The organism is Legionella cherrii (genome assembly GCF_900635815.1).
Classification (GTDB): domain Bacteria; phylum Pseudomonadota; class Gammaproteobacteria; order Legionellales; family Legionellaceae; genus Legionella; species Legionella cherrii.
In genome coordinates this window covers 3261982-3286702 of the sequence record NZ_LR134173.1, presented here as the reverse complement: position 1 = coordinate 3286702, position 24721 = coordinate 3261982, and the positions used below count along the sequence as shown (strand labels likewise).

Sequence of the window (24721 nt, the reverse complement as noted above, 5' to 3'; positions counted from 1 at the left end):
CTCACTTTAATATAGCTTATTTTTAATGTCGGTGGAGTCAATTATATTGAATTATCGAAGAAAATTTTGCCTGTTTATTAAGAATCAGTATGTTCTTCTGTAAAGGCATGAATTTCCGGGATAATGATGTTGCGGAATTTTTTGCCGTTGAATAATCCATAATGACCTACTCCTTCAGCCAGGAAATATTTTTTCATCGAATCAGGTAGATTTTTGCACAAACTGAGCACCGATTTTGTTTGTCCTACGCCCGTGATATCATCTCGTTCCCCTTCTATTGCCAGAATAGAAGTATTCTTTATGTCCTGTAAGCGCACATTATGTCCGCGCGATTTGTAGCGCCCGGTTGTTAATAGTTTTTCTTGAAAAACTGTATTGATTGTTTGCATGTAAAATTCGGCAGTCAAATCCATCGTTGAAAAATATTCAAGGTAGAACTTGATTATCTTAAAGGCTGCTTCTTTTTGATTATCTGCATATCGATCGACTGCTTTTTGCAGTGATTCCACATGACGTTGAAAATTCATACTCATAAAACCTGCAAGTTGCATAAATCCAGGATAAACCAGACGCATTGCACCTGGAAAACGGGAGGGCACAATCGAGATGACATTTTGCTGAAACCAATCGTCTCCTCTGGAAGACGCTAATTCATTGACCGAAGTAGGTGATTGACTCGTATCAATAGGCCCCCCTAGCAATATTGCTGTGCGAGGAAGGTTAGGTGAATTATTGGTGGACATTAGAGCAACGGCAGCTAAAACCGGTACTGTCGGCTGACATACCGCCATGACGTTTAAATTGGGTGCAAGTAAATTAAAATAAGAAATGATGTAATCGATGAAATCATCCAAATCAAACGATCCTTCAATTAAGGGCACATCACGAGCATTTTTCCAGTCAGTAATATAGACATCGTACATTGGAAGTAAATTTTTAACGGTATCTCGTAGCAACGTAGCATAGTGTCCGGACATCGGTGCGACGACGAGTAATTTGGGTAAATTCAGGTGTTCCGCATTTACTTTTTTAAAACGAATCAGATTGCAAAAACTTTTTTTATTTATAATTTCTTCTTGGACATCGTAGTATTCATCATGGATTTTCACTTCATTAATATCAAATTGGGGTTTATCGTAAACATTCGTAATAATGTGAAATATATAGGAGTAACCGGATAGCCTACGAAAATAACCTGAAGATGAATCCAATATTCTTTTTAACACCTCTTGTCCTTCATTGGACATATATGGAATTTTAACCGGCAAATTAATATTGTCAGAAACTCTGCGAAGACGTTTCGCCATATTGTCAAAATAATCGGAGTAAGGCTGAAGTAAACGCATATTGAAATCATAGATATTATAAAGATAACTATTATCAAGAGGGTTAAAAAGCATAGAATGCCTCACATATTTTAGAAAGATGAGAAAAAAATGGTGCATCACGATATTAAATTAATACACACAAAATTCTAAAATAGCAAATTCCAATTGAGTGGATTGATGATCGGAGCAGTTCCTTTAAGGTTTTACCCAATTTTGAGAATAATAATAATAGTCTCTGATTTCCTGTTGAATCTCAGTTGCTGATATTCCGACTTTAAATTGCATGAGAAGCATTTTAACGCTATGAAGACGTTGCTGAAGAATAGTCACTAAAGCATGTGAGTTTTTTTCTGGCTTCCCATAAAACTCAGCATTTAAATGGGATTTCAAATCGTGTGTTTGTATCGAGGAATCTAAAGTAATTGCGCTCAATGATTGGAATAAGGCGTCTTCTAATAAATGAGGATCTTGAGCCATGTTTTTCTCCGCTGTGGTAATTGCTTCACAAAAACCTTCAAGCATGGAGCGGCTAATTTTATCTTCTTTAGACATATCGAATAAATCAGCAATTATCGTATGAGGCAAAAGAGGGGCAACTAATTTATCAAAGGGTAAGGCATAGCCATGACGATAATGATCACGATATTTTTGTCCAAAAAATGAATAAGCTACTTTTTTAGTTGGAGAAAAATCAGGATCATCAAAAGCCAGTGTATCTGCATGTCTTCCTTTATAACTTAGAGTACCTCCACAACCAAAATCAACAATAGCAGCTCGCTTTTGATGATTTTTATCCACACAATAGCCCGAATTGAGTAATTTCGAATTCAATAAATCCCATAAATTAAAAACGAGTGCTACTGCGTACAATTGACCTAGAAATCGTGCTTCTTCAGAGGTAAGTGATAAATCATCACGTTTAGGTAATTGTTCCCGTTCGAATAATGGCTCCGTTTTGACTGTTTCTTTTTGCGATAAAAATTCAGAAAAACTATTGATGAATTTTGAAATGACACCAATGGATTTGTCTTTATCGACATGGAGGTAATTTTCAGGGACTTCTAAAATCCCCTCAAACATTTTTTTTGCCATTCGAGGAATTAAAATCTCCAGAAAGGCACTTTCAAGTTTAATTGAAAAAATATGCTCCATGGTGTCAAAGGAGGGTTTTTGCAGTTCCTCATCAGAAAGATATCCTTTAAATACGTCTTCTATCGTTAAGACATCTGGCTTTTTAATCAGATAATAGGTCCCAAATTGATCACTTAATATTCTTTTTTCAGTGACTCCCTTTGATAATGAGGAAGCAACTTTATCAGGCAGCTTATCTTTTTTTACTTCTTTGAGCTCAATATCATGATGAAGCTTTGGCATGATTATCTCCTACAAAAACCGTAATGAACGTAGGGGCTGTGTACCATTCTATTGTCTTGGCCAAAATGCTTTAATTTTATGTGCGCCGATACCCACTAATTCGTTGTACGCTGCGTTTCGGTGCTCTAAAGTCAAAGCATTTTGGCTCAAGCCAGCGAATTGAAAACAGCCCTTATTGTTGTTGATTATTTATTTCATACTAAAGTTATCGTTGAATAAAAAATGCTTTATTATTTTCATCTTATTACAGAAAGAATGAAAAAGGCACTATTTTAGCTTGGCTATGTCCAGGGATAGGGAGCAAATCGAGTGTAAAAAATAAAATGTTTCTTAATGAGTTTAGAAGCACCCAAACACTAGAGCGAATTTTTAGGAACCGTAGTTGGAAGAATAGACGAATATGCCCCGCGCTACATATATTGGCCCCCATTGATATCCAGGTTAGAACCTGTGATAAATCCTGCATCCTCCCTTACTAAAAAAGATACGGCGTTGGCAATTTCTTCAGGTTTTCCAAGGCGTCCTACAGGAATGCTCTTGGTAATCTTGCTAATGACTTCTTTTTTCATAGTGGCCAGCATTGATGTTTCAATATAACCGGGAGAAATAGTATTCACGGTGATCCCCTTATTTGCAACTTCCAGGGCTAAACTCTTGGTGAATCCAAATAAAGCGGATTTTGTAGCAGCATAATTGCATTGCCCCAATTGTCCTTTTCGGCCATTAACGGATGAAATACTCACGATACGGCCGAATTTTTTTTCAATCATGAAAGGAAGTACATTACGGGTGATATTGAATGTGCTGGTTAAATTGGCATCAATAACTTGTTGCCAATGATGTGGTTCCATGTTTTTTAGACTGACATCGCAGGTAGATCCGGCGTTATTTACTAAAATATCAATACGACCAAAGCGTTCTATAATTGAATTTGTAATGGCTTCACAATCAGAAAAATTGACTAGATTTGCAAAGAGAATTTCAACATTATAACCTGCTTTTTTTTGTAGGGTTTGCCATTGTAATACTTCATCAGGTTTGCCATTCTTAAAGTAACAGGCAACGACCTTATAATTCTCAGAAAGGCGTCTGCAGATTGCAGTGCCTATCCCTCCAGTGCCACCGGTAACAACGGCTACTTTTTTTTCCATAAATAAATCTCCTGCTAAAAAAATGGATGTTTTTTTCTATTTGCTCAATTAAATTGTTTTGTTATTATTCAAAACGTTATCGTAATATGACTCATGGGGTTTACACAGCTGAGGTAAACCCTAATAAACGCAATAACCTCAGTGCGTCACAATAGATAAAAAAAACTGCTAAAATTATAATAAGAGTGAATTTTGTGATGAAGGAACCGGATTTATCAAGACAACGAATCCATTGTAATTGGATTCTGTTTGGGAATGGCAATATCCTGTTGTATGAATTACTTGCATTCAACTTAGTACTCATTCACTAAGGAAATAGAGATGGATTTCACCGATGGTGCAGTTTTTATCGTAGATGATGATCCTGAGCTTTGCCAAGCCCTTCGTTGGTTATTTGAATCAGTAAATATCCCCGTATACACCTATAGTAATGCGAAGGAGTTTCTTGAAAATTATGATCTGAAGCAAAGAGGGTGCTTGATTATTGATGTGCGTATGCCAGTCATAAGTGGCTTAGAGTTACTAGAGCAACATCTCAATGTATCAAAAACTCAACTTTTAGTCATTATGATCACGGGTTATGGTGACATTCCAATGGTTGTTCGTGCAATGAAAGCCGGAGCATCCGATTTTATTCTTAAACCAGTGAATCATCAGCATTTACTTGAAGTGACGCAAAAATTGCTTAAAAAAACGTATAATTATCGCCTCCAATCTCAATCTGATTTTTTTGAACGTCTTCAACGATTAACCAAACGTGAGCGGCAAGTGATGGATTTTGTGATTGATGGAAAATTAAATAAGCAAATTGCTCATGAGCTTGATATATCCATATCCACTGTAGAAGTTCATCGTGCCAATGTAATGCGGAAAATGAAGGCTAAGACCTTGGCTGAGCTCATTAAAATAAATCTAATTCACACGCTTCATGGTGATAATTCTAATACTCTAGGCGAGAGACAATAAAATAACCTTTTTTTGTAAAACACCTTACTTACTCCAGGTTTTCATAATTTCCGATCAAGAAAAGACTTATAAATAACCAAAATGGTAAAAGAACTTTTTATTTGGATAACAAAAGGATATTATTTGATTTTTTGCACCTTATGGAGTAAACCATGTCAAAATTTCCAAATAAAACTGCTTTTGAACTGCGACAATATTTTAGACAACTGACCTTGGAGCAATTACTCGATATTAACCACTCATACGGACCTCATTTTGAGCAGTTGGAAGAGCGAATCGATCGCTGCAATAAAGACTTAGCAAATGCGCAAGAACGTCTGGATGGGCTTAAGAACAGAAAACAAGTGCATCAAAATAATTATGGCACAGTAGAAACCTTAGAAGCAGCATATCGCGCGCAATTAAATAGCGTACTTGCCGATTACAGCAGGACTAATCGTTTTCTTGGAAGACAAGCGGCAGGTGCTTCACCTATGGAGCAGTATGATTATCAAAAGTTGCATTTAGACACCGAAATTTCAAATACATCTGAAAAAATTGATCATTTGAATCAGCTGGTGACTGGCTTGGAGCAAAAGAAAACGGATGCAATTTCTGAATTAAGAATTTTGAATCGAGTTATTACCGAAAAAAGAGCAGTAATTTTAAATCAGGTTACCGCAGAGCCGAGTGAATATAGATCTCAACTGACTAACAGAATGTAGATACTACCCAACTCCCTCATCTTGAGTAATGACGAGCCACGGGTTAGAGATCCCTCACTAAGTTCGGGATGACGTGTCACGAACCCCGTCATCCTGGGGCGTAGGACTGTGACATTTTATGTTTCTGGAGAATCTATCCTAAAATATCTTCAGTATATATAAAATTGTCCTTTGCTTTCTTCATTAATATCTTAAACTGTTGTAAATATTTCTCAGTTGTTGTCGAGGAATGTAAAACAAACTCTGAAACGCATAACGCAAAGATAAGCCTTCGTAGATCCCAAATTGTTTCTTGAAAAATGTCGACCCTTTTTTTGGTTTCGGCGCTGATTTTTACTTCAAGTTTCAAGTTTTCAGAACTAATTGTGATAGGCGCACAATGTTTAATGACTTGGCCACGCAATTGTTCAACAAAAATAAAGGTATTAATTTTTTTAGATCGGCATTTGACGATTTGCTGCATGGTATCGTTAAAAAAATTGTATACCATCATTTGGTGAAATAAATAAAGTTTTTGTGAATAACGATAGGCTTGAAATAAAAAATAATCGCCAACCAAAACAATAAAGACGCCAATCAAAGTACATATCCCTCGATTCAGTACCATTTCAAATGGCCCCTCGGGGGAATTTGCGTCCGTTGTTTGTGCTAAAAGCAAAAAAACGACAAGAGTAATGAAAAAAACACTGATATCGTACCGTCTTGTATTTAATGCCGTGACAGCTAATCCAATGATTGCGACAATAAATACAATGGGGATTAATCGGTAATTTACCTGCATGAGATAAATCAAGGGAATTAAAACTAACAATGCGGCAAAAGTACCCCCAACACGATGGATTGCTCTTCTAATAATTAACCCGGGTTCAATTCCCGCACTGACCATAATTAAGGTCAGCAAAACCCACCACTTGTGAGGAATAGTCGTAAATAAATAAACCCACATGGCAACCATAAACATAATTGCCAATTGAGTAAACCGCGCGTAATCAAGCTTCTTTTTTAGTTTTTCCGCAGTGAGCATAATCTATTCCAACGGAGAAAGGCCAGTTGCAGACAGCGGGTAATATAAAACTGCAATTGGGTTTTAGGCGCTACATATAGGGTCGGTGTACCGCATGGAGTATACGTTTTCATATTATGTCTGAGGCGAGAGAGATTATTTTTGACGCCATGCCAAAATAATTCATTTTTGGTCTCATAATATAAATTGTCCAAGGCATGTTGAATATTTCGGATATATACTGAAACCCGATAAGTTTGCATGACGTACTTCTTGGGAAGCAGCCGCCGATAATTTCGAACCATTCCCAAATGTTGAATCTCTTCTCCTATAGGGCTCTTACGATCTTGATTGAGGGCCGAATCAATATCCTCTTCGAGGTATAAAATGAATTTTTGCAGCGCCTTATTCCATATGATCAAATACATATTGGGAAAAAATCTCAAACAAATTAAGGTCGTGGTTATTGATAACGCAGTGGATGAAATAAAACCATACGCCACTTCAAGATTGGCAGGTGGTTCAGTGCTTAGAACAACGGCTCCAGTAGCGATAAGCAGCATGGATAAACTTTTTAACGCATAGAAATATTTTAATACGCAAAAATAGGTTACTGCGAAGACAAATATTGAAAAAAAGAAAAAGACGCCACGGAATGGGTAAACAAGATAAAAAGACACGCTAATGAGGATCACTGCAATTCCGATGAAAATCAGTAACCATTCCTTTTCTTTAAAGGTCGGAAGCACTGGCGCTTCATAGAGGGATAACAAAAGAAAAGGTGAAAAAAAAGCCAGAAAACTGACGGGTTGAAATAACCAATAAACATATACTTGTACTGTCGCAACCACAAGAGACTTATAAAGAGTGATTCTTTGTAAGGCATATGGATCAACCTTATCAAGCCATTGCTCAAACTTTGATATAGACATAAGCACTTGTTCCAAGACGTAGTGGGTAATCGGGATCGGGATCAGTGATTCGGATAATTACCGGCAGTCTTTGTGGTAATAAGATCCATTGATTTTCATTGATGACATTTTGTAACTGAGTGCGGTTATCCACCAACTGCCTATTGGCCGACCAATAATCGGAATCAATGACACCATGAAACATTTTTCTTCCCAAATACATTCTAGGAAATACCAATACTTTGGAACCTTTACGCACCTGACCTAAATCGGTTTCGTTAAAGTTTGCTTGAATGTAAATATTATCCGTATCAACTAAAGAAAAAAGTGGTTGGTTCATATTTACCGGTGTTCCGACACTAAAAAACAAATTTTGAATAATGCCATTACTTTGCGCATATACATCTGTTTGTTCCAAGTTGACCTTGGCATTTTTTAAACGGGCATGCAGGGATTTAATTTCATTTTCTTGGGCTCTTATCTGATGCTGATCAACTTCTAGTTGTTTTAAAGCCGCATCCCATCTGTCTTTAGCTGCTTTTGTTTCTTGCTGCGAATTTTGTAAGGTAATAAGCGAGACCGATTTTAATAAATAACCTTTATGAAATTTTTGGTCATCCAATTTGAGTTTAATGTAATTCCTTTGCTCATTTTGACTGAGCTTGAGATGGCGTTCATAGGTTGCTTTTAAAGCAGCAAGTCTTGCTTCTGCGCCTGCTAAGTCTGCGCTGAGTTGCTCTAGGGCATAGATATAGGGTTTTTGAAAAACAGTGAAGAGTTTTTGGCCTTTTTTGACAAAATCACCATTGTTTATATAAAGATTTGTAATATAACCATTAGCAAGGGCTGCGACAGGACGCACATTATTGACGACAAATGCATTATCGGTAAAAGGAAATAAAAAAGAAAAAAGATAGATAATTGTCGTTAAAAAGCCAATAAAAATGATGACATTGGCTATAGTGAGCCAGCGTTTTAATCGAGCAAAACCTTGCTTAATGTGTATACGAGTTCGAGTAAATTTTATCATAAAATATACGGTTAGCCTTAAAATGAGTATGTAGCCCGGGATACAGCACAGCGAAACATCCGTCATCCCGAGTGGCACAAGTGATCTCCCATCGTAACACGGTACTACACCATGAAGATCCCTCGTGCCTCTCGAGATGCGAGCCCCAAAACTGCAGTGAAGCTTCGACTATTCCCAATAACTATTTACTGTGAGCATATCCTCCAGCCAAGTCTTGATACAAAATAACCAATGACATAGCAAGTTCCAATTTAGCTTGATTTGTTGAGAGTGCCAAGTTATCTAAATAGATTTTGCTTTGTAATAATTCTTTGTAAGAAAGAAGCCCTGTATTGAGCAGGCCTTGTTGCAATTTATATTTATGGCGATAATTTTTTTCAGCGCGCAAATAAGCCACAAATTTTTCATTCATGCGTCTATTGGCAGAATAATCGCTATCAACTTCTCTTAAAATTCGTTTCACTGTTTTATTAAATTCGGAAACTCGAGCATTATAAGCTCCTTTGCTTGCTGCAATTTTACCAAGAGAACTTGGTGGAATAGTCCAATTAACGTAGGCATCAGATGCCTGAGCAAAATGACCATCGGGTTGATGTACGTCACCAAGAAAGTCATCGAGTTGCAATCCAGGGAAAAAATCGCTGTAAGCCACTTTAACTCCTTCATGAGAAGCTTTTAATGCATATTGAGCCATTTTCAAATCAGGACGATTATTTAATACCGTAGCAGGTAAGCTGCCAGGTTTAAAGCGAGAAAAATCAATTTTTGAGAAGTTATGCTTCGTTTTAACTTTCCCCGGATTTGCATTAATCAAATATCGAAGTGCATTTTCACTGAATACGATATTATGCAAAACAGGTTTAATCTGAGCGGCAACAAGTTGTTCATCGGTTTGCAATTGGCTCAGAGTGATTTCATTTTCCAATCCAATCTTAATTTCTCCTTCGCTCAATTTAACGAGTGATTTTAAGTCATCATCTAATTGTTGTAATAATCTCAATTGTTCTAATTGAGCGATTAATGTGAAATAGGCGGATGCTATTTGAGCGATTAATGTCAGACGTGTTGCTTCAATTGCAGCGAGACGATATTGAACATTGTACGTCACTTGTTTTTGTTGCGTATAAAGCTTCATAATATTTAAAAAATAATAGGGCCATACCCCAAAAAATGCCCCAGGCGCCCCAAGTGCGGGGTTTGTCGAATAACCAGCAAATATTTGTACTAGAGGTATCCAACTCAGCTTAACTTGCTGTAATTCACCTTGTGCTTGTTGTAAGTTTCCTAGAGCAATATGAATGTCCATATTGTTCCTCAAGCCAGTCTCAATCAATTGATTTAACTCGTCATCGTGAAACTGCTGCCACCAGGCAACATAGGGTAAATCATTTACCGGCTTATAATTCTTAGTACTGGAAGGAAATTGATCAGGTGGTGAGAAGATTGGCTGTTCAACCCGTTTAGTGCAGCTTAACAATCCCATTAACAATAATATCAAAAGAGTTATTTTTTTTAACATGAACCAATCATCGTGTGGTATAGGAGTATTTTTATCATTGTAATTTAAATATTTATAGCATTTAGATATTCTTATATTCCTTGAAATGATTCGCTTTAGTCAACCTTTACATTGACATCCAAAAAAGTTTTCTCTATATTCATTTGCATCCACGCAAGTTGATGATTACATCTATTCTCGAGTCCCTCCCGATTTGTAATGTCTTATTCAACTTGTAGGGCGAGGGATACTTTAATTATTTTTAAGGTATCTCTATGCTCAATGACATTCCAATGTTGAAACGTGAATCCATTTCAATCAATCTGGATGATTTTCCTGGGGGAGTAGCTGCATGGGGTGCTTTACCTGCAGTGTTTGATAGCCACGATAATAAATTTGATCGCGGTGTTCATATTCATGCAAGAATGGCTCATTCGCGCAAAAAAATAATAGACCAATCGTTCCCGGAAGTTGAGCTAATCTGGCAAGAAAAAAAGATGACACTTACTGAAGAGTGTGCTCTAAGTTACACCATGAGCTCAATTTTTGATTTTGATATCGTAAGCTTGAATTGCAGTCATTGTGGCGCAGAACTACTTGATAAGGACTTGGCCTCGGTTCTCCCTTCTTTTGAACATTATTGTACCTTTTGTGGCGGTTTAACCTTAACCAACAAGCGTTGTGTTGCAAACCCGGTGATTCGATTCAAAGAGATACTTGATGATAAATTAGTAAAGCGACCCTCGATAATGCCGGAACGTAAAATATCTTTAGATAGCACACGATATCCAGGTGGATTTCAGATTTGGGGTTCAAATCCTTCAATCATTTGGACGGCACAACGTTTGGAAGAAAGTGCAATTCATGTACATGCGTACAATAGTGAAAAAAAGCGCGTCATCGATAACACGTATAGCGAAGTTTGGGTCAATGGAATTCTTCTGGATATTGAAATGGTACGTGTATTGCAAATTCAAAAAGCAATTCCTCAACTCAAACTCTATTTAACTAGCCTTAGCTGTCCTAGTTGCTATCATGCTCATTTTGATACAGAAGTTCTGGCGGTAGTTCCTCATCAGCAACACCGATGCGAACAATGTAATACAGTTTTTACTACTTCCAAGAGTATTAGTAATCCATCTATAGCCATTTTAAACCAATTAACTGACTTAACAGATAAGGTATTGGAAAATGAATCAATTGGTGAAAACTATTTTTAAAGCAGGTGCATTAATTTTTGATGCACAGCATCGAGTATTGGCAGTACATAAACGTGGGAAACCACCCAATGAGTATATTGTCCCTGGAGGTAAGATTGAATGTGGAGAAACGGATGAAGACGCATTAAGAAGGGAATTATTTGAAGAATTGAATGTCGGTGTCCTATCCGTTATTCCTTATGATGAGTTCCAAGCAAAGGCTATATATGAAGATGCATTATTGGTGATGCGCACCTATTTTGTGCGTATTGAAAGCGTTCCAGTTGCTGGCAGTGAGATTGATCATTTTGTATGGTTAGATGCTCATTTTAAGACTAGCGGATATCAATTTGCGTCAATTTTGGGGCAACAGATTTTGCCCCGTTTACTTGCTGAAGGTTATCTTCGTTCGCCATAAGCAGACCTAATTATTCATCCCACGTTGAATCATTTAAATGTTCATCCAGGGTTTTACCTGGAGCACATTCTTTTGAGAAATAACCATCGTGACGCTTCATGTAAAAGCCATTGTAGTAGTCAAGAGCATTTTGTTTCGCAATATTGTCTGGAACCCCAAGCAGTTTTGCTGTGCGATAGTTTCTTTGTACTGCCTCACATTCAGTTTTCGCTTCATTGTATTCACCCCGTGCATGCATGCTTTCATGGGTCAGGATATCCAAACTAATCAATTCTTGCATGTTTGCAAGTTCAGGATGCTTAAGATAATCCATTAATAGAGAGCATCTCGGATATTGGATGACAATATATCCAGTTTTAGGATCAGCATGACCATAAACTCTGGGTTCTTCATCAAACAGTGTGTCAAATAAAGTATTGCAATGTACTTTTGCCGGGTGATTCTCAGCAAGTTGGCCAGCTATAGCTGTTAAAAAACGTTCAAAGTGCCAGTGATGATATGGAGGCCATGCAAATAACAAAGCCAAGCTCAGAACGGTGATAAGATATCCTTTGGATATGGGTAAATTACCCGTGAGCTCTCGAAAAACTAACCAGAAGAAAAATAGAGAAATCAGTGCCCAGAGCATGATGGTCCTTTTCATACTGAGAAAGCTTTGTTAAAAAAATAGTTTGGAATGATACGCTAATTGCCAAACTGCATCCAAGTAATTCCCGCCTTCGTAGAGAATGACGTACCTTATTTTCAATAATGCTTACTGAGAAACAATACAACTGATATAACATGAATTTTAGTCAAATTGTAGGTTACACCATATCTGTATGGCATTATGTAATGAATTTTTGACTCAATTTAGTCCATTTCCACCTCTCGCGGACAAGCCTGGGGATGTAGCGAGGAGTTATTTTTCCTTCACTTAGTCCCATTAGGGTCAATCTGATTTATTTGACCGATTTCTTTTTCAATGCTTCTTTTTCCAGGATTTTCTTCGCCGTTTTATAACCATTTTTCTTATGCTGCTCTATAGTCTCTCTTGAAAAATCAGAGTCCCATGAATAGGGTTCATTTTTTCCTACTTCGCGGATAATTCGCGTGATGGATTGGATGCCCGCATCACCCATTGCTTGAATGTAAGCAGGGAATTGTCTGATTTCTTCAGCCACTTTAGGTTCACATAAACGCAAAATTTGTTCAATTAGCTTTTTATAGTTGTTGATGAGATCTGTAGTTCGTATGTCTTTTCTTATCTTTTCTGAGTATAAGATCTCATCTTTTCTTGAGAGAACCTCAATCATATTTTTAGGAAGAGCTCGATGCCTTGAATAGAGCTCAACGGTATAAATTTTTTTGTTTGATTGGCCGCAGACATCAAGTGTTGAATCAATTGGGGTATTGCTTATGATTCCCCCATCCCAGTAATGTTTATCATGAATGGTTGTCCATGGAAAGCCTGGAGGCAAACTGCCACTGGCAAGAATATGGTCTAGAGTGATGTTATCAGTATAACTATCAAACGTTTCAAATTCAGATGTTTCAACATTAACTGCCATGACAAGCAGACGAATGGGGCTGTCCTTTAACGTATCACAATTAATGTATTTGCGTAAAAGATCCTTAACGTAAAAAGTATCGTAAAAACTTGTCCAGTGTATTGGAGATTGAGCTGCACTAAATATTGGCATTGTCCATTTGGGATGAAAGAAGTTGGGGGAGCCCCAAATCATAGCCTGCCAAGAAGAGAGAATACGCCGAGTTTGTTCATCGGAAACCTGCAATGTATCTAAAGCAAGATCATTCCAAAAACTTTCTAAAGCCTCAGTAGCATGTTTTGGATTTCCAGCAATAATTGCGGAGTTAAATGCACCTATAGAAATTCCGGAAACAATATCTGGATAAACTCCATGCTCTTCCATCGCCTTGACCACGCCACATTCAAAAGCCCCTAAAGCACCGCCTCCCTGTAGGGTAAGAATTGTTTGGAGTGCAATTTTCTCCAGGGGGAAGTTTATATCAAAAAGCTTTTTTTTATGGGTCTTTATATTGACTCGATTGATAATGAGTGATTCTGCAGCTTTAATTTCTTCTATAGGGCGCCCAGAAAAAAAGGCACCTTGCAACAATCCATCTTTTAAATACAATATTGAGCAATTTTTTTCCTTAATCGATCCTCTGATAATTTGCTCTGTAGCATCCGTTGTATCACCAATAATGACAATATATGTATCAAAGGCATGGAGATTGAAATAGGATGCACTGTGGTAGCTTTTTCTCATTCCCATCATGTTATAAGCGGCAATTTTTCCTTGTTTAATCGCATTATCCACTCCTCCATTTCGATGACATCTTCTAAATACGGGATCAAAGAAATTAGCAACATCACCCGAGGCGTAGATATCTTTTTTATTCGTTTGTAGGTATTGATCTACAATGATGCCGTCATTGACTTCAATGCCACTGCCTTGGAGAAAATCAGTATCCGGAAAATATTTATCGCTAATGAGTACAAAGTCACATGATAAAATTTTTCCTGTGCTGGTCTCGACTGAGTGAACCTGATTTTTACCGTTAAATTTTTTTACTGTTTCATTGAGGAGTACTTCAACGCCATTTTGAGTTATAAAAGCAGCAACCTCAGCAGAAGAACTGACATTGAATAAATGAAATTCTTCGGTAACAATTGTGACCTTTATCTTTTTTTTCACCAATAAAGAAGCGATCTCAACGCTAATATAGCTTCCTCCCAAAATGACTACTTTTTTTGCATTTTTTATTTCATGAATGATTGGTTGGGCGTCGAGAATTGTTTTAAGGTAGTAGATCTTATCTAATTGACTTCCTGGTAGATAAAACCTTCTGGGGCTGCAACCTGTGGCAATAAGCAATTGGTTAAAGTATAGGTTTCCAGCATGATCGGTTTTGACTCTCTTTTTTTCTGTATCAACAGATAGTGCTTTGGTATTGAGTAGAACCTCAATATCATTTTTTTTATAATAGTCTTCATCGAATAAAACCAGCTGTTCTTTTTCTCGTGCTCCAATCAAAAATCCTCTAGCGAGTTGAGGACGGAGGTAGGGGAGAAAACTTTCTTCCGATAGAATGGTGATTTTGCCATTAGCACCTTCTTTTCTCAAAGTGTCAGCACTAAATGCGCAGGAAAGTCCTGCGCCAATAAGTAAAAAGTCAACTGTTTTTGTCATCTATTATTTCCCTTTTATTCAATGACATATATGCGGTTCAGCCAAAGCATCTGCGCTCCGCAATTTATCGATATTATTCAATGAGGCACTTTAAGTATTACCTTAAATTGTATACCTTGGGTATATGAAGAAAGCAAATTCCAGAAATTTTAATTTGAGGTGATTATGGAGAGAATAGAAAAAGAGGTGCTTTAAGAGAGGACAATCCTGGATGTAGCCAGGAAAAGTTATTCGTTTCATTAAATACACCGGAAGTATCACTAATCGAGATGATCTAATGGCAGCGTCGTTGTCTCGCAAATTGTTCTCAATATAAAACTGGATTGTACGCTGGTTACCCCATTGATACGTGTTAGTTTATCTAATAAAAAAGATTGATAGGCATTGAGATCAGGTACAATCACTTTCAATACGTAATCTGCAGATTGGCCGGTGATTAAATAACACTGAACTATTTCAGGAAGAAAACGCACCGCTTCTTCAAACTGACTCATCACGGAAGGCTGATGACTGTTTAATCCAACCAAAACAATCACGGATAATTTTAAACCGATTTTTTCAGGTTCAAGAAGGGCAACCTTTTTTTTGATGTAACCCTGATCTTCTAACAACTTAACTCGGCGAAGACAAGGGGAAGGAGATAAAGCCACCATGTCAGCGAGTTCTTGGTTGTTAATTTGGCAATTGGCTTGCAGGATTTCAAGAATTTTTTTATCTGTACGGTCCATAACTTTTTAAAAATTACATAAATATTTTTTATTTTAGCATTTTATTCTAATAAATCATAATATGATGAAATTAAAATTCAAATTTAGTCATTAAACGCCTATATTTGCAATAAAATTTCAAAAGAAATGAATTAGAATATATTGATGCGCAGGTTATAGTCATTGTGCATCAATTGGCTGCTTGTTTTTTCGAGGATTTTTATGTCTACATCACGAATTGTTGCCTGGTTTGTTTGGATTGTTGCATCCATATTTTATGCGTACCAATATGTTCTAAGAGTAATGCCCAATATCATGATGGATGATATTACATCGCAATTTCACATTGATGCCACAGTATTTGGGCAGTTTTCTGGTGTTTATTATCTTGGTTATTCCTTAATGCATTTGCCAATCGGGATTATGCTGGATCGTTATGGTCCAAGAAAAGTGATGACTTTATGCATTTTGCTTCCAGTTGTCGGATTGTTACCCCTTATTTTTGCAGACCATTGGGCATATCCTCTTGTAGGAAGAGCGCTCATTGGTATTGGCTCTTCAGCTGCAATTTTGGGAACATTTAAAATAATACGAATGACGTTCAAAGAGCAGCATTTTTCTAGAATGCTCAGTTTTTCTGTGATGATAGGGCTGATAGGGGCTGTTTATGGTGGTGGTCCTGTTAGTTATATGTGCCATGCAGTGGGTTATAAAATGGTAGTCGAAGTATTTATTGCTGTTGGACTCATTCTTGCCTGCATCACTTATTTTATTGTACCTGACGAGAAGCCTACTTATCAGGCCTCAGCCCTTACAAATATTAAAACGGTGTTTACCAACAAAAAAGTAATTTTGCTGTGTTTGTTTGCAGGATTGATGCTAGGTCCACTTGAAGGTTTTTCTGATGTATGGGGATCGGGCTTTTTAAAACAGGTCTACGGTTTGAATACATCGACAGCAAATTATTTGCCTTCAATGATTTTCATAGGAATGTGTTTTGGCTCGCCGATTTTAAGTTTAATCGCGGAAAAAACAGGGTATTACCTGGGAACGATTATTGCCGCAGGAATAACCATGTTCGTGGTCTTTACCTTACTTATTGCTGGGATGTTAACGGTATCCAGTATTACGATATCCTTTATATTGGTTGGAATGTGCTGCGCTTATCAAATCTTGGCGATTTATAAAGTTTCAACTTTTGTGCCAGAGCACCTTGCAGGTTTGACTACGGCGATTGCCAATATGATCATCATGATTTTTGGCTATGCCTTTCATTCAGTGATTGGTTTTGTAATCAATGCAAATGGCGGTATTCGTGAAGCAAATGCTTTTGTTTATGGAGTAGGCGTTATTCCTGTTACCCTGGCAATGGGGGTTATCGGGTTTCTGTTTCTGACGTATCGAGAGAATTATCGAACTGCAAAACTTTATCCTGTAGAGTCTCCTAGTTAAAAAAAGTCTCGGAATGGTAATACTTTGCCGTATCCGGGACTAGGCTTTTTGTTATTGAACAGGACGAGATTGAGGCACTTAAAATAACCTGTAGTAACAACTTTTATGATAATGAATTGTCATATAGCAAAATTTATTTTTATCAGCTACTATTTTATGTGTAATCAATATATTGTGGATGTGATTACCATTCATTTTAAAACGGGCCGTTAGCTCAGCTGGTAGAGCAGGAGACTCTTAATCTCTTGGTCATAGGTTCGAACCCTATACGGCCTATCAAGAAACATCGGCCTAGATACAGAATGATTCACCTTGATTCTGTAGCGACATTTCGAATTCTTCTAATTCCTCTTTATTGAACGAATTATTCACCGTTGCAAAAATTGCATTAACGTCTTTTATTAGCGCTTGTTCATCATCTAATCTCTCTTGTAATTGTCCATCAACAATTAACTGTTGATGAAAATAACGAAGATAATTTCGAAACGAATGTTGCTTATAGCTGCTGTAATTTTCAGTAGTGATTAGATCATTCATTGAAGCAACTATGGTGTCTGAGAGAAATTTCCTGATCTCAATCATTTTCTCTGCATTCATAGGATTTTTATTTTCTAATGCTTCGGTAATGACTTGATTCGTAACGGCGTACAGATGATTTATCCACTCATTCATAACCTTGCGTGCATGATTTTTTCCATTATTATTATGACTAAAAAAGAGTGAGTTATCGTACTGGCTTGCTTTTGACTCATAAGCTATTTCATAATTTCTTCCTTGTTGGATGATGGCCTCCATGTTTTTTACTAAAGTTAATAATTCGTTTACTTGCGCAGTTTGGTTGTTGGTAATGCGCTTAATGAGTAATTGCGAATTATGCGCATCAAGCATGGGGATATTTGCAATACCTGCGAGCAGCTTTAATTGTCCCTCTCTTTTTTGAATTTCGCCACCCAATGCTTTAATTTCTAGGTCTCGTTGTACAATCAACTCATCTTTTCTTTGATTGTCTTGTTGGACACTCTCATTTCTTTTTCGGGCTTCGCTTAATTCAATGCCTTGCTTTTCCAGCTGTTCTCGTAATGCATTGTATTCAAGCGAGCTCACTGATGGGCGAGATAAATAGTTTCTGATAATTTGTAAAAAACCAGTAGTTTGTTCTTCTTCCAGTATTTTAGTTTCATGGCTATTGCTTTCAACAAGAACAAAACCTTCTTCTTCAGCAATATCAGTGGATTGTGATTCAATGGCTTCGATAATTTGCGCAATAATAGCTCGACGACGTTCAAGAATTTCGACCAGTTTTTTTGTGGTTTCATCAGAAGATAGTCGTGCTTGCAGAAGAAGTTCATCATATTCTGCCAAGATATTTTTTTGTTTTACTAAAATAAGCTCGGCTTGTCGACTTAATTCTTTTGCTTGTGCCCGTGATATATCCGATTGAAAATCACTACCTACCACCTCAAATTCGTTGCCAAATAGCGCATACCCTCGTTTTAAAATCTCATTTGCTTCTTTACTGAATTCTTTTAGTGCATCAAAGCAATCAAATGGAATGTTCGCAAATGCTGCGCTAATTTGTTGGGATGTAGTGATAAAATGATTTCTTACCCCAACTAATGGAAGTTTATTTAAGTAAAAAGGTTCCCATAAGTTTCGTGTTGCGCTTTGAGATTTGCTTCGTTTTCGATAAACGCTACCGCAATCTGCTTCGAATTTTTCTAAACGAACATTTAACTCACTTTTGACATGATGAATGTCCTTTAAGTAAGGTTCAGACAATTTAATAAAATCATTGAAATAACTGATTTTATTGCCACTAGCAAACTGATGCAGTTTTTTAAGCTCATTTTGCAATACGTGTAATTTATCTCGCAATTTTAATAAATTAATGAAGTTTTTTTGTTGTTCTTCCCCAAACTCTTCCCATAAAAAATTTCCTTCTTTAGGGAATTGATAATCCAGTCCTTTATAAAGTGTTAGAAAGTTGTCTTTTTGCAAAGCTGCTGTAGGTTGGCCAAATAGCTCCGCGATAAAGGGGTCATGCATCACTCTTTGTTCTATAGCAGTAAGAGTAGTTTGATTTTCTCTTTCATACAGAGCCTGCAAATGCATCACATCAATTTGATTTTGCCCACTAAACAATGGCAGCAAGTAGTTATCAACGCCTACAAGTAATTCATTTATTTTTTGGGTTGCTTCTTCAATATGATGATAATAAGCATCAATTTTATTTTCTTGATCAGAAGAGTCGTCTTGTTGTGATGCAGAAAATATGCGCTCAAGAGCCGACTTACAGGAAAGCATTTGGTCATCTTGGCTATTTGTACTTTGAATGTCTTTATGTTTCAGTAATTCAACAGTAAAACGCTGAATTCTATCTTTGTACCTTTCTTGTTCATCAAGGGGTCTTTCCAAAGCTTGACGGCAAAGGTGGGCAAGTAAAATCATCGCTATCACTTTGCCATGTGAAATATCATTTAAATTGGCGCGACCAAAATAACGGTTTTGATTATCCGCAATGTACTGATAACACGTATTGTACACAAAGTTAAAAAAATCACAGTTTTTTTTAGTTTTTTTTGAATGATTTTGTTCTTGTATTTTTCTGGCTATGTTTGATAACCCACCAGGCTGAGGATATTCCAATCCCTCTATAACACCTTCTTTATAGGTCAGACCAAATGTATATCCCCAACCTTGCTGTTCTACAGGAACTTCAATAATGCTATTTTTCATGTCTTCCATGACTTTCGTTCGCAAGTCTTTATAAATTGTTAAAATTTCACGGATTAGTGGGGTTTCTCTGAATCGAATGGTAGGCATAATGAACCCTATAACTGAATTCCACAATGAGACATTGTAAAGAAGTTTTTATTAAGTTTTCTAGATTCACTCTGTTGCAAATTCATACATAGAGTAAATAAATTTATCCTATAGTATAACAATAATTGCTTGAAGAATAGTGGGTATCTTTATGTTCACTAAAAACTTAATTTATTCAACTAGGGAAGATAGTGTACAAAAAACCGCTCTTATATTGGCAAATAAAAGTGTTTCCTACGAGGAGTTGGAAAACGTTGCAAATGGTTTTGCTCATTTTTTAACTGAGATGGGACTTAAGGGCGAACGTATTGCGTTTATGCTGCCTAATTGTGTTGAAATAATCTCTATTTATCTGGGTTGTTTTAAAGCAGGTTGTATTGCGATGCCTATAAATCGTCGTTATGCTCCTCCTGAATTGGAACGTGTAATTCAGGATGCAGAGCCCTATTTTTTAATTATTGAAGAGGAAAAATTATTTTTACTGGATAAAATTGATTTAACTCAAACCAGTATTAAGCAAGTCTTTGTTGTAAGTAAAAAGGGGAAAACTAATGGCTACCCTTTGTTTGATGATGTCATAAATACGCCTACTGAATTTGAGGTATCAGCGCTCTCTTATGACAGTCCCGCAGTAATTTTTTATACTTCAGGGTCTATTGGAAAGCCCAAGGGTGTTGTGCATACTCTGCGCTCAATTGAGGCAATATTAGATTCAACTTCAGATGCTTTGGATACAATTACTTCTCAAGATAAGATGATCGTGTGTGAACCACAATGTCATATAAGTGGTTTTATGGAAACTTTTTCTACTTTGTCACGAGGCGGTACGGTTTTGGTATATGATGGTTTTAACCTAAATGAATATTTAGATGGCTTAATGAAGCATAAACCGACTTTAGCAGTCCCGCACATTGATACACTAATGAAACTTTTGGACTCAGGACGTTGTACCGCCGATACTTTCGCTTCACTTCGCGGTGTTTATACAGGCGGTGATGTATTGCCTGAGGCAGTTCAACAGCGATTTATTGCCTGTTCCGGGATGTCTATCCACGTTGGTTATGGTATGACAGAGGGCATTTGGATGACAGTCTGTAGGGAAAAAAATCCCTCAAGCGGTTGCATTGGCAAGCCGGTTAAAGGAGTAACATTACGTTTAGTGGATCAATCAGGTAAGGAAGTGCCACCAGGTGAAGAGGGTGAAATCTTGGTAAAAGGAAATATACTCATGCTAAATTATTGGCATAATCCGGACGAAACTCAAAAAACATTTATCGAAGGGTGGTTTAGAACGGGGGATAGTGGAAAACAAGACATTCAGGGAAATTATTATTTTACTGGGAGGATTAAGGATATCATTATTCGGAACACCTCAAATATCATGCCCGGTGAAGTTGAGGCTGCGATTTATCAGCATCCTGCAATTAAAGCAGCGGCAGTAATTGGGATTCCTGATCCACATGAAGGAGAAGTACCCATAGCTTTTGTGGTGCTGAAAAATGGAAAGAGGTTGACTGAACCCGAACTGAGTCAATTCCTCACTCAATATATTGCACACTATAAAATTCCGGTAAAAGTATACTTCATCGACACGATACCATTGACCCATAGTGGAAAAATAAATCATAAACAACTCCATGATTATCTACCATAACGGTGTTATATGTTTTTTCTTTACATTGTCGGTGAAGGATACGGATCAATTTCAGGTAAGCCCTCGTTACAAACTTTAGGTGAGAGGGCTGGACATTATACTGATTTAAGCTATTTCTTTTGCCTTGCTGTACCTTATCTAAAAAAACTCGAAGATTTGCATAACTCATCAGCTTCTGTCTTTTCATAATCTACAGTATGTTTCAGGCGTATATCTCTATTATTCATAAATAATTCCTGACGTACTTTTTTTTGTCGTTGAAGCATCAACTCAATGTACTTTTCTTTTCTTTCATCAATGAAAATGGCCTTGCTTCGCTGTTTGATATTCATTCTCCCAGGCGAATCTTCATCTCTGCTATGATATAAGGTTTGGCGTACCTTGGAAGTGGGGAGCCGTTGGCCATTATGACAGGAATATTTTTTTTTATCTGTTGAAGGGCTAAAAAGGGTTCCTGCATAATAATCGATGAATGCATTAAATAAGATTAAATTCTGATGAAATTTCTCTGCTATGGATTTCTGATTTCCCTTATTATTACAAAAATAAAGTTTGATTCTTTTTATCCTATGGTGCAGATAGAGAAAATCAGAGTTAAAACGCTCAGCTATTTTATCAATGCTAAGAAGTGTAGTCCGAGCGGTATTAGGAAAAGTGCTTGCCAGATGAAACTGCTCTAACAAATTATCAATACCATGCGCCAGCACATAGATTTTAAGGCGTTCTTGCATCATGGATTGATAATTAATTTTTTTACCATGTTGTATGATCAGTATATTTTGAGTGTCGAGCACTTCTTGCCAATGAATTGCCCTGGCTATTAAATCATTTTCTTCACAGAATGGGATATAGAGGATAATCATGCTCTTCGCTCATCGTGATTTTTAACCTAATTAACTGAATTAAGAAATGGTGAGTGTAGAAATTTTATCATGAATTGTTCGCAACGATGCAATTGTTCAAGTGAAACAAATTCATTGGCACGATGAGCTTGTTCAATGCTACCTGGGCCACACACAATCGTCGGTATTTTCGCATGTTGGAATAATCCTGCTTCAGTAGCATAAGCCACTTTAATCAGCTGTTCATTGTCACAAATTAATTGAGCAGCGCGAACAATTGGTTCTGATGGGGGAGTATCTAACCCAGGAGCATTCGCAAGCCTTTCTAAAATAATGTTGGTGTTCAATTGTTCCTTACGGAGTGTAGGAAGCAGCTGAGTTTCTATATATTCAACAATTTGTTGATGAAGTTCATCGGGATTATCTGCTACCAAGTTTCTAATTTCAAAAATAAACTCACACAAGCTAGGTATCGTATTATACGCATTCCCACCCTGAATGAGATTTGTAGATATCGTTGTATACGGTACATCATAAGCTGGATCACGATGTCCTTGAGATTTAAGGTGATGCGCGATATTGCGAAGATACGTAATTAATGATGCCGCATGTTCTATGGCATTACAACCCTGAGGCGTCAGAGATGAATGAGCTGCTACACCATGGATGTGACAACGATAGCATTGTATTCCTTTATGCCCGATTACCGGTTGCATCGAAGTCGGTTCGCCTACAATACATGCTTGCGGTTTATAATTGAGCTGTGTCATTTTCTCAATCAGGCTTGGTGCACCAAGGCAACCAATTTCTTCATCATAAGAAAAAGCAAAGTGTATTGGGAATTCAAGATTTAGTGCTTTAAAATGCGGGATGAGATTCATGACTACTGCAATAAAACCTTTCATATCACAAGCCCCCCGGCCATAGACTTTTTCGTCTTTAACCGTTGCCCGAAAGGGGTCGCTATCCCAAGTTTGTCCATCAACGGGTACTGCATCGGTATGTCCAGATAAAATAAGTCCTCCGTCGAGTCGACCATAGCGATTTGGGATGGATGCAAGTAAATTTGCTTTAACTCCTTTGTCATCATGTATTAAAATAGGATTAATCTGATGATCATTCAATGCATTGGCTAGGGTTTCTATTAGTGATAAATTGGAATTGCGTGAAGTGGTATCAAATGCAATCAGTTTTTTTAACCAATCCAGAGTATTCATAAGATTCCTTTTAAAATTAAATGGTATGCAGTACAAAATTCAAACGCTTTTCAAGCGATTATAATCTTTCTTGTAGCACAAAACACCCTAACAACATTAGGGAACATCTTTTTTCATAATCCTAATGATTCATGAAATTTTGTGGGGATTGTCTACAATTGAGGATAGGGATTTTTTTATCAATCATTTAATTCGGTTAGTAATCGATGACATAAGGAAATGAACAATGAACAAAATGAACGTCGTACAGGTCAATAAATCCGGTGAATGGGAAGCGGTTGAACGAGACATAATGATGCCTGCAACAAATCAAGTTCGTATCAAGGTTGAAGCATGCGGAGTGTGTCATTCCGATGTATTTGTGAAGGAAAAATTATGGCCGAATCTTCAATTCCCAAGAATTCCTGGTCATGAAATCGCAGGTGTAATTGATGAGATTGGACCTAATGTTACGCGATGGAGAGCGGGTCAACGTGTTGGCGTAGGTTGGGCGGGGGCGCGTTGTGGTCAATGCCTTCCATGTCGTCACGGGGATTTTATCTTATGTGAAAATCATCAAATTACAGGATTACATTATGACGGTGGCTATGCGCAATATATGATCGCCCCGGTTGAAGCGCTTGCTGCAATTCCTGATGAACTCTCTTTTGCTGATGCAGCGCCATTAATGTGTGCAGGCATTACTACTTTTAATGCATTAAGACATAGTGTTGCTCGTGCAGGTGATTTAGTTGCAATACAGGGTATAGGCGGATTAGGTCATTTAGCAATTCAATTTGCTAATAAAATGGGATTTAAAACCGTTGCTCTTTCTAAAGGAGCAGACAAAGAGTCCCTCGCTAAAAAGTTAGGCGCTGACATTTATATAGATTCTGACAACCAAGATGTTACGCTTGAATTAAAAAAATTGGGTGGTGCCCGGGTAATTTTAGCAACAGCACCAAGTGGTAAATCAATTTCGCCCTTAATTGACGGGCTTAGTAGTAAAGGTGAGCTGGTTATTGTAGGCGCCTCTAACGATCCAATTGAGGTCATATCGACTCAGCTTATTTCTGCGAATCGCTCGATTAAAGGTTGGGCTTCTGGAAGCGCAATCGATATAGAAGAAACATTGCAGTTTTGTGCGCTGACGGGAATTCGTCCAATGATTCAACAATATTCACTGACCCAAGCGGAAACAGCTTTTGCCGATATGATGGCAAATAAAGTACGATTTCGTGCAGTGATTAGGATGTAGTGAAAAAATA

The 24721-nt window shown here is 37.3% G+C and carries 20 protein-coding genes and 1 tRNA gene; 8 read left to right on the top strand and 13 right to left on the bottom strand.

Annotation, left to right across the window (positions count from 1 at the left end):
• Positions 1-77: 77 nt before the first annotated feature.
• From phaZ to phbB, 3 genes are all read right to left on the bottom strand, one after another.
• Positions 78-1400 (bottom strand): polyhydroxyalkanoate depolymerase, encoded by a 1323-nt coding sequence (gene phaZ, locus EL022_RS14025; protein WP_028379982.1) that lies wholly within the window; start codon positions 1398-1400, stop codon positions 78-80.
• Between the two features lie 123 nt (positions 1401-1523).
• Positions 1524-2702, bottom strand: a complete 1179-nt coding sequence (locus EL022_RS14020; RefSeq protein WP_028379983.1) for a hypothetical protein — start codon at positions 2700-2702, stop codon at positions 1524-1526.
• Positions 2703-3112: 410 nt separating this feature from the next.
• Positions 3113-3853, bottom strand: coding sequence for an acetoacetyl-CoA reductase (gene phbB / locus EL022_RS14015; RefSeq protein WP_028379984.1), 741 nt, complete (start codon positions 3851-3853; stop codon positions 3113-3115).
• Positions 3854-4174: 321 nt separating this feature from the next.
• On the opposite strand from phbB, the gene EL022_RS14010 reads away from it, so the two are divergent.
• Both EL022_RS14010 and EL022_RS14005 read left to right on the top strand, forming a co-directional pair.
• Positions 4175-4819 carry a response regulator transcription factor gene (locus tag EL022_RS14010; protein ID WP_028379985.1) on the top strand — a complete coding sequence of 215 codons (645 nt, stop codon included), beginning with the start codon at positions 4175-4177 and terminating at the stop codon, positions 4817-4819.
• Between the two features lie 152 nt (positions 4820-4971).
• Positions 4972-5523: a hypothetical protein gene (locus tag EL022_RS14005; RefSeq protein ID WP_051544392.1), complete on the top strand. Its 552-nt coding sequence runs from the start codon at positions 4972-4974 to the stop codon at positions 5521-5523.
• Positions 5524-5656: 133 nt separating this feature from the next.
• On the opposite strand, the gene EL022_RS14000 is transcribed toward EL022_RS14005, so the two are convergent.
• The 4 genes from EL022_RS14000 to EL022_RS13985 all read right to left on the bottom strand — a co-directional run bounded on the left by EL022_RS14000 (position 5657) and on the right by EL022_RS13985 (position 9986).
• Positions 5657-6547 (bottom strand): FUSC family protein, encoded by an 891-nt coding sequence (locus tag EL022_RS14000; protein WP_028379986.1) that lies wholly within the window; start codon positions 6545-6547, stop codon positions 5657-5659.
• Positions 6526-7458 carry a hypothetical protein gene (locus EL022_RS13995; RefSeq protein ID WP_028379987.1) on the bottom strand — a complete coding sequence of 311 codons (933 nt, stop codon included), beginning with the start codon at positions 7456-7458 and terminating at the stop codon, positions 6526-6528. The genes EL022_RS14000 and EL022_RS13995 overlap by 22 nt, the downstream gene beginning before the upstream one ends.
• Positions 7439-8467, bottom strand: coding sequence for an HlyD family secretion protein (locus tag EL022_RS13990; protein ID WP_028379988.1), 1029 nt, complete (start codon positions 8465-8467; stop codon positions 7439-7441). Before EL022_RS13990 ends, EL022_RS13995 begins: the two co-directional genes overlap by 20 nt.
• Positions 8468-8648: 181 nt before the next feature.
• On the bottom strand, positions 8649-9986 hold the full coding sequence (locus tag EL022_RS13985) for a TolC family protein (protein ID WP_028379989.1): 1338 nt from the start codon (positions 9984-9986) through the stop codon (positions 8649-8651).
• Between the two features lie 272 nt (positions 9987-10258).
• On the opposite strand from EL022_RS13985, the gene EL022_RS13980 reads away from it, so the two are divergent.
• The gene (locus EL022_RS13980; protein WP_126325229.1) at positions 10259-11185 is read left to right on the top strand and encodes a hypothetical protein; all 927 of its coding nucleotides are present in this window, start codon (positions 10259-10261) and stop codon (positions 11183-11185) included.
• A complete protein-coding gene (locus EL022_RS13975) occupies positions 11157-11582 on the top strand; it encodes an NUDIX hydrolase (RefSeq protein ID WP_051544394.1) in 426 nt (141 codons plus the stop codon). Before EL022_RS13980 ends, EL022_RS13975 begins: the two co-directional genes overlap by 29 nt.
• 10 nt (positions 11583-11592) lie before the next feature.
• Here EL022_RS13975 and EL022_RS13970 read toward each other — a convergent pair whose 3' ends face one another.
• From EL022_RS13970 to EL022_RS13960, 3 genes are all read right to left on the bottom strand, one after another.
• Positions 11593-12210 (bottom strand): hypothetical protein, encoded by a 618-nt coding sequence (locus EL022_RS13970; RefSeq protein ID WP_028379990.1) that lies wholly within the window; start codon positions 12208-12210, stop codon positions 11593-11595.
• Positions 12211-12523: 313 nt separating this feature from the next.
• Entirely contained in the window at positions 12524-14779 is a 2256-nt protein-coding gene (locus EL022_RS13965; protein ID WP_051544395.1) for an FAD-dependent oxidoreductase, read from the bottom strand.
• 260 nt (positions 14780-15039) lie between these two features.
• Positions 15040-15507 carry an Lrp/AsnC family transcriptional regulator gene (locus tag EL022_RS13960; protein WP_028379991.1) on the bottom strand — a complete coding sequence of 156 codons (468 nt, stop codon included), beginning with the start codon at positions 15505-15507 and terminating at the stop codon, positions 15040-15042.
• Positions 15508-15708: 201 nt separating this feature from the next.
• On the opposite strand from EL022_RS13960, the gene EL022_RS13955 reads away from it, so the two are divergent.
• Both EL022_RS13955 and EL022_RS13950 read left to right on the top strand, forming a co-directional pair.
• Complete coding sequence (locus tag EL022_RS13955; RefSeq protein ID WP_028379992.1) at positions 15709-16938, top strand: MFS transporter; 1230 nt, start codon at positions 15709-15711, stop codon at positions 16936-16938.
• Positions 16939-17141: 203 nt separating this feature from the next.
• A tRNA-Lys gene (locus EL022_RS13950) sits at positions 17142-17214 on the top strand.
• Between the two features lie 15 nt (positions 17215-17229).
• On the opposite strand, the gene EL022_RS13945 is transcribed toward EL022_RS13950, so the two are convergent.
• Positions 17230-19761 (bottom strand): hypothetical protein, encoded by a 2532-nt coding sequence (locus EL022_RS13945; RefSeq protein WP_028379993.1) that lies wholly within the window; start codon positions 19759-19761, stop codon positions 17230-17232.
• Positions 19762-19912: 151 nt separating this feature from the next.
• Between EL022_RS13945 and EL022_RS13940 the strand changes: the two genes are divergently transcribed.
• Positions 19913-21415, top strand: a complete 1503-nt coding sequence (locus EL022_RS13940) for a class I adenylate-forming enzyme family protein (RefSeq protein WP_028379994.1) — start codon at positions 19913-19915, stop codon at positions 21413-21415.
• Between the two features lie 134 nt (positions 21416-21549).
• On the opposite strand, the gene EL022_RS13935 is transcribed toward EL022_RS13940, so the two are convergent.
• Both EL022_RS13935 and argE read right to left on the bottom strand, forming a co-directional pair.
• Positions 21550-22278: a hypothetical protein gene (locus EL022_RS13935; protein WP_028379995.1), complete on the bottom strand. Its 729-nt coding sequence runs from the start codon at positions 22276-22278 to the stop codon at positions 21550-21552.
• Between the two features lie 26 nt (positions 22279-22304).
• The gene (gene argE, locus EL022_RS13930) at positions 22305-23474 is read right to left on the bottom strand and encodes an acetylornithine deacetylase (RefSeq protein ID WP_028379996.1); all 1170 of its coding nucleotides are present in this window, start codon (positions 23472-23474) and stop codon (positions 22305-22307) included.
• 226 nt (positions 23475-23700) lie between these two features.
• Between argE and EL022_RS13925 the strand changes: the two genes are divergently transcribed.
• The gene (locus EL022_RS13925) at positions 23701-24711 is read left to right on the top strand and encodes an alcohol dehydrogenase (protein WP_028379997.1); all 1011 of its coding nucleotides are present in this window, start codon (positions 23701-23703) and stop codon (positions 24709-24711) included.
• Positions 24712-24721 lie beyond the last annotated feature (10 nt).